The organism is Jiella endophytica, from assembly GCF_004519335.1.
In the GTDB taxonomy this organism is placed as follows: Bacteria; Pseudomonadota; Alphaproteobacteria; order Rhizobiales; family Rhizobiaceae; genus Jiella; species Jiella endophytica.
The window spans coordinates 592,576-605,079 of record NZ_SOZD01000001.1; the positions used below are offsets into that span (position 1 = coordinate 592,576).

The 12,504-nt window shown below is 66.0% G+C and carries 14 protein-coding genes; 6 read left to right on the forward strand and 8 right to left on the reverse strand.

Annotated features, from left to right (window positions below):
* Window positions 1–156 precede the first annotated feature (156 nt).
* The gene (locus E3C22_RS02760; protein ID WP_134759966.1) at window positions 157–1,176 is read right to left on the reverse strand and encodes an SOUL family heme-binding protein; all 1,020 of its coding nucleotides are present in this window, start codon (window positions 1,174–1,176) and stop codon (window positions 157–159) included.
* 678 nt (window positions 1,177–1,854) lie between these two features.
* Between E3C22_RS02760 and E3C22_RS02765 the strand changes: the two genes are divergently transcribed.
* The 4 genes from E3C22_RS02765 to E3C22_RS02780 all read left to right on the forward strand — a co-directional run bounded on the left by E3C22_RS02765 (window position 1,855) and on the right by E3C22_RS02780 (window position 4,968).
* Window positions 1,855–2,100 carry a hypothetical protein gene (locus tag E3C22_RS02765; protein WP_134759968.1) on the forward strand — a complete coding sequence of 82 codons (246 nt, stop codon included), beginning with the start codon at window positions 1,855–1,857 and terminating at the stop codon, window positions 2,098–2,100.
* Window positions 2,101–2,350: 250 nt separating this feature from the next.
* The gene (locus E3C22_RS02770; RefSeq protein ID WP_134759970.1) at window positions 2,351–2,632 is read left to right on the forward strand and encodes a hypothetical protein; all 282 of its coding nucleotides are present in this window, start codon (window positions 2,351–2,353) and stop codon (window positions 2,630–2,632) included.
* A gap of 281 nt (window positions 2,633–2,913) precedes the next feature.
* Window positions 2,914–3,399 (forward strand): SRPBCC family protein, encoded by a 486-nt coding sequence (locus E3C22_RS02775; RefSeq protein WP_134759972.1) that lies wholly within the window; start codon window positions 2,914–2,916, stop codon window positions 3,397–3,399.
* Between the two features lie 111 nt (window positions 3,400–3,510).
* The gene (locus E3C22_RS02780; RefSeq protein ID WP_134759974.1) at window positions 3,511–4,968 is read left to right on the forward strand and encodes a B12-binding domain-containing radical SAM protein; all 1,458 of its coding nucleotides are present in this window, start codon (window positions 3,511–3,513) and stop codon (window positions 4,966–4,968) included.
* A 5-nt stretch (window positions 4,969–4,973) separates the two neighbouring features.
* Here E3C22_RS02780 and E3C22_RS02785 read toward each other — a convergent pair whose 3' ends face one another.
* From E3C22_RS02785 to trxB, 3 genes are all read right to left on the reverse strand, one after another.
* Window positions 4,974–5,756 carry a metallophosphoesterase gene (locus tag E3C22_RS02785; protein WP_167591602.1) on the reverse strand — a complete coding sequence of 261 codons (783 nt, stop codon included), beginning with the start codon at window positions 5,754–5,756 and terminating at the stop codon, window positions 4,974–4,976.
* Between the two features lie 174 nt (window positions 5,757–5,930).
* Window positions 5,931–6,827 (reverse strand): LysR family transcriptional regulator, encoded by an 897-nt coding sequence (locus tag E3C22_RS02790; RefSeq protein WP_134759978.1) that lies wholly within the window; start codon window positions 6,825–6,827, stop codon window positions 5,931–5,933.
* Window positions 6,828–6,890: 63 nt separating this feature from the next.
* A complete protein-coding gene (trxB, locus tag E3C22_RS02795; protein WP_134759980.1) occupies window positions 6,891–7,862 on the reverse strand; it encodes a thioredoxin-disulfide reductase in 972 nt (323 codons plus the stop codon).
* Window positions 7,863–8,129: 267 nt separating this feature from the next.
* Between trxB and E3C22_RS02800 the strand changes: the two genes are divergently transcribed.
* Both E3C22_RS02800 and E3C22_RS02805 read left to right on the forward strand, forming a co-directional pair.
* Window positions 8,130–9,515, forward strand: a complete 1,386-nt coding sequence (locus tag E3C22_RS02800; protein WP_134759982.1) for a TrkH family potassium uptake protein — start codon at window positions 8,130–8,132, stop codon at window positions 9,513–9,515.
* Window positions 9,516–9,523: 8 nt separating this feature from the next.
* Window positions 9,524–10,387 (forward strand): glycosyltransferase family 25 protein, encoded by an 864-nt coding sequence (locus E3C22_RS02805; RefSeq protein WP_134759984.1) that lies wholly within the window; start codon window positions 9,524–9,526, stop codon window positions 10,385–10,387.
* Here the strand turns inward: E3C22_RS02805 and E3C22_RS02810 are convergent.
* The 4 genes from E3C22_RS02810 to greA are packed head-to-tail and all read right to left on the reverse strand — an operon-like array spanning window position 10,363 to window position 12,382.
* Window positions 10,363–11,409, reverse strand: a complete 1,047-nt coding sequence (locus E3C22_RS02810; protein ID WP_134759986.1) for a glycosyltransferase family 4 protein — start codon at window positions 11,407–11,409, stop codon at window positions 10,363–10,365. The genes E3C22_RS02805 and E3C22_RS02810 overlap by 25 nt on opposite strands.
* A gap of 10 nt (window positions 11,410–11,419) precedes the next feature.
* Entirely contained in the window at window positions 11,420–11,635 is a 216-nt protein-coding gene (brnA, locus tag E3C22_RS02815) for a type II toxin-antitoxin system BrnA family antitoxin (protein WP_134759988.1), read from the reverse strand.
* A complete protein-coding gene (locus E3C22_RS02820; protein ID WP_134759990.1) occupies window positions 11,622–11,885 on the reverse strand; it encodes a BrnT family toxin in 264 nt (87 codons plus the stop codon). Before E3C22_RS02820 ends, brnA begins: the two co-directional genes overlap by 14 nt.
* Window positions 11,886–11,908: 23 nt before the next feature.
* A complete protein-coding gene (greA, locus tag E3C22_RS02825) occupies window positions 11,909–12,382 on the reverse strand; it encodes a transcription elongation factor GreA (protein WP_134759992.1) in 474 nt (157 codons plus the stop codon).
* Window positions 12,383–12,504 lie beyond the last annotated feature (122 nt).

Sequence of the window (12,504 nt, forward strand, 5' to 3'; positions counted from 1 at the left end):
AGATTGTTCCCCACCCGTTCCAAGCCGGCGGCGCAGCGGACGGGCGGGGCACCAGCCGGGCGCCAGGGGCGTGGATGCCCGGCAAAAGAAGAAGGCCGGCGAGGATCTCGCCGGCCTTCTTCGATTCGTCCGCTGCATGTCTTGCGAGCGCTCCGATCAGCGCTCGATCTCGATGAGGATCTCGTTGCGCTTCAGGAAACCCGGCGTCCAGGGCGGATTGTAGAAGGCATATTCCGGGTCGCCGTGTTGCTTCAGATTGTTGTCCGCGAGGTAGTTATAGAGCGTCATCAGATGCTTGGAGGCAAGCGTCGCGGTGAAGTTGCCGGAAAACCGGATCGCCGCCACCCGCCGCGCCGGGATTTCCTTCAGGTGGACGTCCTGGCCGGCGGGCTCGGGCAGGCTCGCCAGCGTGAACTTCTTCGGCATCACGAAGCGCACGGCCCAGCCCTTGGAGCGGCCTTCGCCCTCGGCGAGCTGCTGCAGGACCGGCGTGGTCATCTTGATGCGCTTGCCCGGGCGGTTCTTCGCGAAGATGTAGTCGGCGAGGGTCATGAAGCCCAGCCGGCGCGCCTTCTCGTGATAGCCGCTCTTCACGGTCTCGGCGACGATCATCGAATCATAGTCGCGGATCTCGACGGCGCCGTCGGAGCGCACGACCTCGTAGTCCGGCTCCTCGCTGTGCTCGTTGACCTTCTTGGTGATGTAATAGGCGGCACCCACGGCGGCGATCGCGCCGCCGGCGATCAGTAGGGCGGTCAGCTCGCGGTTGCGGCGATCGGGCTCCGGCTGGTAGCGGGCGGGCAGGCGGCTGCGCAGCGAGGCGATCGCCGGGGCCGACCAGCCGGCGAGATGGCGCCTGGCGCTGTCGAAATAGTCCTCGGCGCCATGAGCGAGATCGCCGCCGGCATCCTGCAGCGCCCGCACCTGGCGGCGGGCGCGGCGGCCGGCATCGTCCGGCCAGTAGTCCGAGAGATGGGGAAGATAGCGCGAGAGACCCGTCGGCTCGGGGGCAACGCCGGGGATCACCCGGCCGATCGCCCGGCGTGCGCGCTCGCTAGCAGACGGTGTCGGGTCGAACCGCTCGGCCACTTGTCCTTCCAGTTCCCCGATCCGCTCACTCAGCGCGCCGAGGGCACTGGCGACCTGCTCATAGGTGCTCGGTCTGTCCCGAAACATATGCGAAACTCCTGACGTATCCGGCGTGTCTCATGCCGCTGCCGCAAGGCGCGGCGACGCGTCGACGGTGGTCGCCGACTGTCTGGCGATAACGCCAGCATGGCCCATTGGTTGCGCGGCGCCACCGACCGCTTCGACCGGTCTCGCAGGCCACCGACAGGAAGATGGGGCGGCGGCCGCCGATTCCTCCCGCAAAGGAATTTTTCTCAATCGGCGTTGCCCAACTGCAACCATGTTTCGGTTCTAGCGTTGTGGGCATATCGGGTTTTTGACCTGATACTCCAGCCAAACTTCAGGCGGCCTCTGGCCGCCTTTTTTTGTGTCGCCGGGCGTCAGAGCCGGCCCGACAATCGGGTCGGGTTCCGGCAGGCACGCAGCATCCACGTGAGCGGAGCGCAACGATGCGCGCTCTCGCTTTTGCAATCGGCCCATGGTGCTGTCCGTCGCCCGGCTTCGTTGTTCGCGCCGATGCCGTCAGTCCGAGCGCCGTCCTGCGCCCTGCCGAGCGTGGGACGCCACGGGGGGAGACGCGCGCCGAGACCTCAGCCGAGCCGCAATGACGGGAAACGACAGGCTTTAAACGTCAGTTATGCATATCATTCAGCTGGGGTTCAGTTGCGGAACGATATCGTCAGCCCATCGTTCAAACCGCCACTGCATATCAGAAAGGTCAATGACATGCGTAACCTCCTCATCGCCGCCGTCATCGCTCTCGGCGCCAGCGTCACCGCCGGCGCAGCCGCCCAGGCCGCTGACGTCAAGATCGTCATCGGCGACCAGCACGCCCCGCACCACTATCCGGTGAAGAAGCACGGGCCGGTGGTCGTCCAGAAGGTCGGGCCGCATCACGACTGCTACACCAAGAAGGTGGTCCGCTATCATCACGGCAAGAAGGTCGTCGAGAAGACCCGCGTCTGCCGCTGAGGAATAGGGCGCCGATCAGGATCGGCGCCATCCCTGAGTGAAACCGGCGGCGTCGCATCTGCGGCGCCGCCGTTTTCATGCGGCAATGCCGGATCCCAGGGTCTGGCCGCGGCTCCACGCCGTTACGTTCGAAACCACATCACGCAAACGTCGCTTGACGGCGGCGGCGCGTCATTCAGATTCCGTTCAGTCAGGAAGGAATACGAGCGAAATGTTGTGTGATTCACCTAACGGAAAGGAAGGTGTCGCAATGCGCAGTCTGATCGTCGCTACGGCCGTCGCCGTCGCAGCAAGTTTCGGCCTCGGTGCCCCGGCCGAAGCCGGCGCGGCCAGCGCCTATGTCCAGCCCGTCGGCTACTACGACTATTATGACTACAAGCCGAAACCGCGGGTCAAATACTACAAGAAGCGGGTCAAGCATCACAAGCCGTACGTCAAGTACTACAAGAAGCGTAATAGGTGTCACTGGGAGACGGTGGTGCGCTACGGCGGCTACGGCAGGTATTACGAAAAGGTGCGGGTCTGCCACTGACGAGAGACCAGCGGCGGCGGCGCATGCTCGCCGCGCATCGACGACATCGACCGGCGATCGCTCCTGCGGTCGCCGTTGTCGTTTCGGGCCGATCCACGGTTGCCGCCGGACGCGGCGCGCGGCCACCGGACGGGACGCAAGGGTGGCGGTTGGTTTCTCTTTCCAACGCGGCCGCGACGTCGGGGGCAATTGCCGTCGCGGCAAAGGCCGCTAGCTAGCCGGCGGGCACCTCGGAGGGCGTCGGCGGACCGAAGAACCCGGCCGGCGCATGGGAGGAATGAATGACATTTCGTCTGAAGGCGGTCGGCCTCATGCTGGCCGGCGTCGTCGCTGCCACGCCTGCGATGGCCATCGAGGTTTCGAAATCGGTCGAGATCGCCGCGGCGCCCGATGCCGTGTGGAAAATGATCGGGACCTTCTGCGACATCCAGAACTGGCATCCGGCCGTCAAGAAATGCGAGCTGTCCGATGACGGCGGCAAGAACGTTCGCACGCTGACCCTGCCGGACGGCGCCGCACTCGTCGAGGAGGAAGTCGCGCGGGACGAGAGCGCGATGAGCTACACCTACAAGATCCTCGAGGGGCCGCTGCCGGTCGAGAACTACGAATCGACCATCGCCGTCACCGGCTCCGGCGACATGGCGACGGTGAGCTGGTCGGGCAATTTCGACGCCAAGGGCGCCAGCGACGAGAAGGCAACCGAGGTGATCACCGGCATCTACGACGCCGGCCTCTCGTCGCTGAAGGAAAAAGCCGGGGCGATGTAGACCCACCCTGGCCTGATATCAGGTGCACGGGCGCAAACCGCCTGTGCACCGGTTCCGGCTGGGCCCTTCGCTTTTCGGTCGTCTATCGTGACCGCGCAAGGGAGCCCGCTTTTGAGAGTCAAATTGATCCTGCCGGCGTTGACGGAGGCCAAGAGCCCGCTTTTTCGCCCGATCAAATATTCGCTCTTCCCGCCGCTCGGCCTCGCAACGCTCGCGGCTTTCCTCGATGACGACGACGTGGTCGAGCTGGTCGACGATCATGTCGAGGTGCTTTCGCTCGACGACACGCCCGATCTCGTCGTCATTCAGGTCTACATCACCAACGCCTATCGGGCTTATGCGATCGCCGACCATTACCGGGCGGCGGGTTGCCGCGTCGTTCTCGGCGGACTGCACGTGACGTCGCTGCCGGATGAAGCCGCGCAGCATGCCGACACCATCTTTCTAGGCCCCGGCGAGGATACGTTTCCGCAATTCCTGGCCGATCTGCGGGCAGGATCGCCAAAGCCGCGATACGTCTCGCGCGGCAAGCGCTCCATTCAAGGCCTGCCGCCGGTTCGCCGCGACCTGATCAAGCGCAACCGCTATCTCGTGCCGAACTCCATCGTCGTGACCCGCGGCTGTCCGCAGCATTGCGACTTCTGCTACAAGGACGCGTTTTTCGGCGGCGGCCGTTCCTTCTACACCCAGCGGGTCGAGGAGGCGCTGGCGGAGATCGAGCGGCTTCCGGGCCGGCACCTGTATTTCCTCGACGACCACCTGCTCGGCAGCCCGACCTTCGCAGCCGAACTCTTTTCCGGGCTGAGCGGCATGGGGCGGCTGTTTCAGGGGGCCGCGACCGTCGACAGCATCCTCAGAGGCGATCTCATCGAACGCGCCGCCGAGGCGGGGCTGCGCAGCCTGTTCGTCGGCTTCGAGACCTTCGACCCGGCCAATCTCGCTGCCAGCAACAAGAAGCAGAACCTTGCCAAGGACTATGCGGCCGTCGCCAAGCGGCTGAGCGATCTCGGCATCATGATCAACGGCTCGTTCGTCTTCGGCATGGATGCCGACGACGCCGACGTCTTCGACCGGACGGTGGACTGGGCGGTCGAACACGGAATCACCACGGCGACCTTCCACATCCAGACGCCCTATCCGGGAACCCGGCTGTTCGCGGCGCTGGCGTCGGCCGGACGGCTGACCACCCGCGACTGGGACCTCTACGATACCCGGCACGTCGTCTACGAGCCGGCGCGACTGACCGCGAACGCGCTCAAGGCGGGCTATGACAAAGCCTATCGAGACTTCTACGGCTGGCAGAACATCGCCCGTGCCGCGGCGGCCCATGGCGGCGCCAGACACCGGGCGAAGCACTTCTTCTATGCGGCCGGGTGGAAGAAGTTCGAGCCGCTGTGGGACCTGGTGATCAAGGCGCAGCGGCTCGGAGTGATGACGCCGATGCTCGAAGCGGTGCTGTCCAAGGTCACGCGGGACGACAATGGCAGCGGCGAGTCCTTCGGCGAAACCATCGGCTCACGGGCGGCCGTGTCCCCGCCGGCGGTGTCCGCTCCGGTGGAAAACGCCTGAGGCCGTCAGTCCATCGCCGTGCCGAAGCCGCGGTCGAGGCGGCGCGGCGCGACCTCGTGGAAGTCCTCGTCGTGGCTCACCTGCAGGCAGCTGACGCCGCCCGAGCGCGTGTTCACCCAGGCACCCGTCAGCCGGCCGGTGAAGACGGCGCCGGTGTCGAGCGACAGGCGGTTTTCGGTGACGGTGGGAAGCCCGGATTTCTGCGGCGTGTGGCCATGCAGGACGACATGGCTGAGGCGGCCGACATGGTTCATGAACGGGGCGCGGATCCAGACGCAGTCGTGGCGGCGCTGGTCGGTGAGGGGACGCGACGGATCGACCCCGGCATGGACGAAGGCGAAAGGGCCTTTCAGAAGGATCGCCGAAGCCTCACGGAGCAGCTTCAGATGCTGCGGCCAGCCCTCGGCGATCGCGCGGCGGACCTTCTCCGGCGGATCGCTCGGCGACTGGCCGTAGGAGGCGATGGTCTCGGCGCCGCCCTGGCCGAGCCAGTTGAGGATCTCCTCCATCGACAGATCGTGTTCGAGGAAGCGCAGGAGCCATTCGTCGTGATTGCCGAGGAGGAGCTTCGATCCCGGCCGTTCGGCGACGACATCGGCGGCAATGTCGAGGGCGCCGCGGCTGTCGTCGCCGCGATCGACGAGATCGCCGAGGAGATAGATCGCCGGGGAGATGCCCGAACGCGCGGCGAGCCGGTCGACACCGGCGAGGAACCGCTTCAGGAGGCCGCTCTCGCCATGGACGTCGCCGATGGCGACGATGTCGTCCGGCTGCGATGGATTGGGCAAATCGACCTGCCTTCGGGACTGCTTGGGCGTCAGAGCGCCGTGCGTGGAAATGAACGCTTCAACGACGCTTGAACGGACCTACGCATCGTGCTTTGCGAAAACCGATTCCGATCTTCGCGCCGGAGCCGGGCAATGGCACCGGCGGCCGGGCAGAAAGCGCGCTTTGCCGGCCGGTCAATAGGCCCAGGTGCGGGCCTTGGAGATCAGAAAGTCGCGGAAGACCTTCAGCTTGGCGGCGCTCCGCATCTGCTCGGTGTAGCAGAGATAGGTGTCGAAGGTCGGCATTTCCATTTCCGGCAGCACCTGCACGAGCTTGGAATGCTTGTCGATCATGTAGTCGGGCAGGAGCGCGATGCCGGTGCCGCTTTCGATGGCCGAGCGGATCGCCATCAGATTGTTGATCTGCAGGATCGGATTGCGGAACTTGCCCTCGGGCAGGCCGACCGTCTCCAGCGTGTTGAGATTGCGCAGGTAGTTCGGCGCAGGTTCCCCGAAGGTGATGATCCGGTGGCGGTCGAGATCGTCGAGGGTCTCGGGGGTGCCGAAGCGGGTGAGGTAGCTCGGCGCGGCATAGACGTGGAGATGCACGGTGAAGAGGCGCCGCTGGATGAGGTCCGGCTGCTGCGGCTGACGCAGGCGGATCGCCGCGTCAGCCTTGCGCATGGTGAGGTCGATTTCCTCGTTGTCGAAGACCAGCTGCAGTTCGAGATCGGGATAGAGTTCGAGGAACTCGCGGGCGCGTTCGGTCAGCCAGCCGGAGCCGAGGCCGACGGTGGTGGTGACGCGCAGCTTGCCGGTCGGCTTCTCCTTGGTCTCGGTGAGCTGCATGCGCACCATTTCGAGACGCTTCAGGACGTCGTTGGCGGTCTGGAACAGGAGCTCGCCCTGTTCGGACAGGACCAGGCCGCGGGCATGGCGGTGGAACAGCGGCACGCCGATCTCGTTTTCGAGCGCGGCGACCTGCCGGCTGATCGCCGACTGGCTGAGATTGAGCGCGTCCGCCGCATGGGTGAACGATCCTGCCTCGGCTGCCGCGTGGAAGATCCGCAGCTTGTCCCAGTCGAGGGCCATGGTCGGTTGGTCCTTCAAGCGGTCCGGCGCAACGCCGGACGGGGTCCTCGTGGGCGCTGAGCCCTATTCGGCGGCGGCGCGGGTTTCGAACAGCGTCTGCTCGGCAAGCCACTTCTCGGCTTCGAGCGCCGCCATGCAGCCCATGCCGGCGGCAGTGACCGCCTGGCGATAGACGTCGTCGGCGACGTCGCCGGCGGCGAAGATACCCTCGACCGAAGTCCGCGTCGTCCCAGGTTCGACCCACAGATACCCGGAAGGCTTCTGCTTCAATTGGCCGACGAAGAGATCGACCGCCGGCGCATGGCCGATCGCGACGAAGACGCCGTCGACGGTGCGCTCGCTGGTCTCGCCGGTCTTCATGTTCTTCAGCCGGACGCCGTTGACCGACTTCAGCGGCTTCTCGATGCCGACGATCTCCTCGACCGCGGTGTCCCAGAGGATCTCGACATTCTCCGACTTGAACAGCCGCTCCTGCAGGATCCGCTCGGCGCGCAGCTCGTCGCGGCGATGGACGAGGGTCACCTTCGCGGCGATGTGGGAGAGATAGAGCGCCTCCTCGACGGCGGTGTTGCCGCCGCCGACGACGACCACGTCCTTGCCCCGGTAGAAGAAGCCGTCGCAGGTGGCGCAGGCCGAGACGCCGAAGCCCTGGAAGGTGTTCTCGCTCTCGAGCCCCAGCCACTTCGCCTGGGCGCCGGTGGCGATTACCAGCGCGTCGCAGCTGTAGACCGTGCCGGAATCGCCGGTCAGCCGGAAGGGTCGCTGGGAGAGGTCGGCCGAGACGATGATGTCGCTGGCGATCTCGGCGCCGACATTCAGCGCCTGCGCCTTCATCTGCTCCATCATCCACGGGCCCTGCACCGGCTCGGCATAGCCCGGATAGTTCTCGACGTCGGTGGTGATGGTCAGCTGGCCGCCTTCCTGCAGACCGGCGACGATCAGCGGCTTCATCATCGCCCGGGCGGCGTAGATGGCAGCGGTGTAGCCGGCAGGGCCGGAACCGAGAACGAGCAGATTGACGTGACGATCGGACATAACAGCCTCGCAAGCAATGCGTGTGGCAAGTGGCAACGGGAACGGTTCCGTTCAATAGACGAGGGGGTGGCGGGCTGCAACATGGCGGCAACAGGCTGTCCGTAAGGCACGGCGCGGCCCACCGGCCGAATTGCCGGCGTGCCCGCAAAGCTCTAGAGAAGCGGGTCCGCGACCCTCGCAACGGTCGCGCCGGACAGCGGAGAGCCAGACATTTTCAGAACGATCGCTCACGTCACGTCGATCTTCGGTCTCGGCCTCGCCTTTGCCATGCTGCTGCCGGCGCTCACGGATCTGACCGACAGGAACGACGACTTCCGGGTCTTCCTCGGAACCGGCTTTCTCGTCGGCGTGGTCTGCGCGCTGGTCGCCGTTGCGACCAGGGGCGAGCGGCCGCAATTCACCCAAAAGCTCGGCTTCCTGCTGGTCACCACCGTCTGGATCATCGCCTGCGTCATCGGCGCGCTGCCGCTCTATTTCTCCTCGGTGAATGTCAGCTTCGCCGGCGCCTTCTTCGAATCGATGTCGGGCCTCACGACAACCGGCTCGACGGTGATCTCCGGCCTCGATTCCCTGCCGCGCGGCATCCTTCTGTGGCGCTCGCTGCTGCAGTGGCTGGGCGGCATCGGCATCATCGGCATGGTGCTTTTGATCCTGCCGTCGCTGCAGGCCGGCGGCCTGGCGCTGTTCCACATGGAGAGCTCCGACAAGTCGGACAAGGTGCTGCCGCGGGTGAACCAGCTGACCGGCGGGCTGATCGCCGCCTATGTGGCGCTGACGCTGATGTGCGCCATCGCCTACACCTCGCTCGGCATGTCGTTCTTCGACGCCACCAACCACGCCATGACCACCATGGCGACGGGGGGCTACTCCACCCACGACGCCTCGATGGGCTATTTCGACGACAACCGCATCCTGCTCGCCTCGACGGTGTTCATGGTGCTGGCGGCGCTGCCCTTCGTCGTCTATGTCCGCGCCTTCCTGCCGCGGCGCTTCCAGCTCTGGCGGGACCCGCAGATCGTCGTCTTCCTGGTGATCTGCCTGGTGCTGAGCTTCGCCATCGCCGTCACCCGCCGCATCGTCAACGACACGCCCTTCGGCGAGGCCCTGGTCTCCTCGACCTTCAACCTCGTCTCGGTGATCACCACGACGGGCTACGCCTCCGAGGACTATACGCTCTGGTCGAATGCGGCGATCGGCATCTTCTTCCTCGCCTCCTTCCTCGGCGGCTGCGCCGGCTCGACGGCCGGCGGCATCAAGGCGAACCGCCTCGTCGTCCTGTTCCTGGTGGTCAGGGCGAGCTTCCGCCGGCTGGTGCGCCCGCATGCGATCATCCGGCTGAAATACGGCAATGACGACATCAGCGCCCAGACCATCCAGACGGTGACGATCTTCTTCTTCCTGTTCTTCGGCACGCTGCTGATGGGGACAGTGCTCTTGACGGTGTTCGGCCTCGACCTGATCACCGCCTTTTCCGGCACGCTGACGGCGCTGGCGAATGTCGGCCCGGGCTTCGGCCAGATCATCGGCCCGGCGGGCAACTTCGCCTCGCTGCCGGACCCTTCGCTCTGGGTCCTATCGGCGGCGATGCTGCTCGGCCGGCTGGAACTCGTCACCGTGCTGATCCTGTTCTTCCCGTCGGTCTGGGCGGACTGACGGCGGCGATGGAACGCGCAATCCCTGAGATCGCCTTCATCAATCTCGACCGGGCGAAGGAGCGCCGGGCGCTGATGGAGGTGCAGGGCGAGCGGCTGGGGCTGGGGCTCGCCCGCTTCCCGGCCTGCGAGGCCGCGGCGATCGACGAGGAGCGCTTCCGGCGCCTCGCGACGCGGTGGGAGCGGCCGATGACGCGGCCGGAACTCGCCGCCTTCCTCTCCCACCGGGCGCTCTGGGAACGGGCCGCGCAGCACCCCAACGGGCTGATCATCCTCGAAGACGACACGATCTTTTCCACACATTTCGTCGCTGCAGCGGAAGAAGTCGCGGCGAGCGGCTTCGATCTGGTCAATTTCGAGACCGTCGGCCGGCGCAAATTCTTCCGGAAGGGCCGGACGACGGATGGTGGTCCCTTCCGGTTCACCGGGCTCGCCCGGGAAAAATCCGGGGCCGGGGCCTATTGGCTGTCGCAGAAGGGCGCTGCGCGGTTGCTGCGCACGGCCGAGACGCGGACCGCGCCGGTCGATGCCTACATGTTCGGCGTTTGCCGGCTCGCCATCGCCCAGGTGGAACCGGCCGCGACCATGCAGGTGCATCTTCTCGCCGAGCGCGGCTTCGATGTCGGGACGGCGACAGAGACGTCGATCCACCAGCCTCGCCGCAAGCTGCCGCTGACCTTCGGCAATCTGCCTTTTGCGATGCGCCGGCTCGGAACCCAGCTGACGCTCGCTCCGGTGCATCTGCGCCGTCTCGCCGGTGTCGAATTCCGGCCCGCGGCCTTCGACGACGAAGCGTTTTCGGCCGTGCTGCCGGTTTCGCGCAAGGCGCTCGCGGCGAAGCTGCGGAGCTACGAAGCCCAGAGCGCTTCGTAGACGGAGGCGAGTTCGTCGGCTTCGCGCTGCAGCGGGAAATGACTTCGAACTTGCTGGAGGCCGGCATCCGCCGTCCGTGCGCGCAGTTCGGCATCGCCGAGATAGGGCTCGATGGCGGCGGCGAGCGCCGCCGAATCGCCGGTCGGGACGACCCGGCCGGTGACGCCCTCGACGATCAGCTCGGCGAAGGCCCCGGCATCGCTGGCGACGACCGGCGTGCGGCTTGCCATGGCCTCGAGAGGCGTCAGGCCGAAGCCCTCGTTGCGCGGCGGCGCCACATAGAGGTCGAAGCGGCGGAACCAGGCGGCGATATCGTCCACCTCGCCGACGAAGCGGATGCGGTCGTTCAGCCCGGCCGCCGCGATCCTGTCCTCGAGGCCTGCCGCGAAGGCGCGATTGTCCGCCGTCACCCGGCCGGTGATCACCGCGGACCAGTTCGGATGCTGCGGGAGGAGGGCGATCATCGCCTCGACGAAGAGGTCGGTGCCCTTCTGGTGGCGGATACGTCCCGAGCAGCCGACGATCTTGCGGCCGGCGAGGGCGGCGGCGGCCTCGCCCGCCGGCATCTCACCGTCCGGCGAGAAGCGCTCGACGTCGATGCCATGCATGACCACCCGCGCCGGCGCCTTCAGATAGGATCGGCTGCGCTCGCTGGTCGCGACGACGGCGTCCATGCGGGAGATCAGGAACCGCGTCCAGCCGGTATGATGACGCTGGGCGGCGGAGGTGAAGAGCAGTTTCAGCGGCATGCGCAGGACGTCGCGCAGGAACACGCCGGCGAGCATCTCGGTGTTGCGGCGGGCATGCCAGATGCGGAACGGCCTGCCGCGCGGCCGGCGCCAGAGTTTCGGCAGGTCTCGCCAGCGGATATGCGGCAGCGAGTCGGGCAGGCCGGGGCCCAGCGTCGCGATCGGGATGGTTCGCGCCTGGAACGGCACCAGCTGGACGATCGTCGAAGTGACGCCGGACAGGCGGCGCTTGAAGTTGGGCGCGATGACGAGGATGTTCGAGACGTCGGGCAAATGGCGGTCGTTACGCGAGGTGGTCCGAGATCAGAACGCGGATGACCTCTTCCGGCGTCAGCCCGGCGCGCTTCGCTTCGGCCTCGAGCGCCTCTGACAGGCGGCGCGGCAATTCGACCGAAAGACGGGTCGACGGCTGGTTCACCCGGCGCCCCTTCGACCAGTCGACGACGCCGTCAAGCGAGCCACCGTCATCGAAGATGGCGTCAATCTCATGAGCCTTCATAGAGCCGTACCTCATTGGTTCGCGCTCTTCGCACGGAAATGAGCCGGATGGCGCCGCCCCTGCGGGTGAAGATTGCCGCCCAGTGCCTGAGACCGATCCTTCCGATCGCGATATATCTTGCTTCGTCCTGCGATTGCGCATCGAATTCCAAAAGCCTCGCGTCGTCAAAGAGGACTTTTGCTTCCTCGAAGTCGATTCCATGCTTCCGCTTGTTGGATGCGCTCTTGTCTGGATCATACTCGAAACCCATCAAGAACCCATCCGGAACGCAACCTACTGCCAGCTGACCTCGAGGATCTCGTAGGAGCGGGCACCGCCGGGGGCGGAGACCTCGACCGTGTCACCCTCGGCCTTGCCGATCAGGGCGCGGGCGATCGGCGAGGAGATCGAGATCTTGCCCTCCTTCACGTCGGCTTCCTGGTCGCCGACGATCTGGTAGCGCCTCTCCTCGTCGGTGTCCTCGTCGACGAGCTTGACCGTCGCGCCGAACTTGATGCGGTCGCCGGACATCTTCGACAGGTCGATCACCTCGGCGCGGGCCGTCAGGTCCTCGAGCTCGGAGATGCGGCCCTCGTTGAGGCTCTGGGCCTCCTTGGCGGCATGATATTCGGCATTTTCGGAGAGGTCGCCATGAGCGCGCGCCTCGGAGATCGCCGCGATGATCCGCGGGCGCTCTTCCTGCTGGCGTCGGCGCAGTTCCTCCCGCAGCGCCTCGAAACCGCGACTCGTCATCGGGACCTTTTCCATGGCCTCCACCTTTCCGGACCTCGCGCGACGCGCGAAGTCGACCTCATAAGGACCTCGCAGCATTGGCGAAGTCGATCAACACACACTGTGACGAGAACTGGCTCTCGACACAATAAGAAAGC

Excerpts from the sequence above, each read along its gene's own strand:
- E3C22_RS02760 (WP_134759966.1), bottom strand. The coding sequence starts at position 1,176 with ATGTTTCGGGACAGACCGAGCACCTATGAGCAGGTCGCCAGTGCCCTC.
- E3C22_RS02765 (WP_134759968.1), top strand. The coding sequence starts at position 1,855 with ATGCGTAACCTCCTCATCGCCGCCGTCATCGCTCTCGGCGCCAGCGTC.
- E3C22_RS02770 (WP_134759970.1), top strand. The coding sequence starts at position 2,351 with ATGCGCAGTCTGATCGTCGCTACGGCCGTCGCCGTCGCAGCAAGTTTC.
- E3C22_RS02775 (WP_134759972.1), top strand. The coding sequence starts at position 2,914 with ATGACATTTCGTCTGAAGGCGGTCGGCCTCATGCTGGCCGGCGTCGTC.
- E3C22_RS02790 (WP_134759978.1), bottom strand. The coding sequence starts at position 6,827 with ATGGCCCTCGACTGGGACAAGCTGCGGATCTTCCACGCGGCAGCCGAG.
- trxB (WP_134759980.1), bottom strand. The coding sequence starts at position 7,862 with ATGTCCGATCGTCACGTCAATCTGCTCGTTCTCGGTTCCGGCCCTGCC.
- E3C22_RS02800 (WP_134759982.1), top strand. The coding sequence starts at position 8,130 with ATGCTGCTGCCGGCGCTCACGGATCTGACCGACAGGAACGACGACTTC.
- E3C22_RS02805 (WP_134759984.1), top strand. The coding sequence starts at position 9,524 with ATGGAACGCGCAATCCCTGAGATCGCCTTCATCAATCTCGACCGGGCG.
- brnA (WP_134759988.1), bottom strand. The coding sequence starts at position 11,635 with ATGAAGGCTCATGAGATTGACGCCATCTTCGATGACGGTGGCTCGCTT.
- E3C22_RS02820 (WP_134759990.1), bottom strand. The coding sequence starts at position 11,885 with ATGGGTTTCGAGTATGATCCAGACAAGAGCGCATCCAACAAGCGGAAG.
- greA (WP_134759992.1), bottom strand. The coding sequence starts at position 12,382 with ATGGAAAAGGTCCCGATGACGAGTCGCGGTTTCGAGGCGCTGCGGGAG.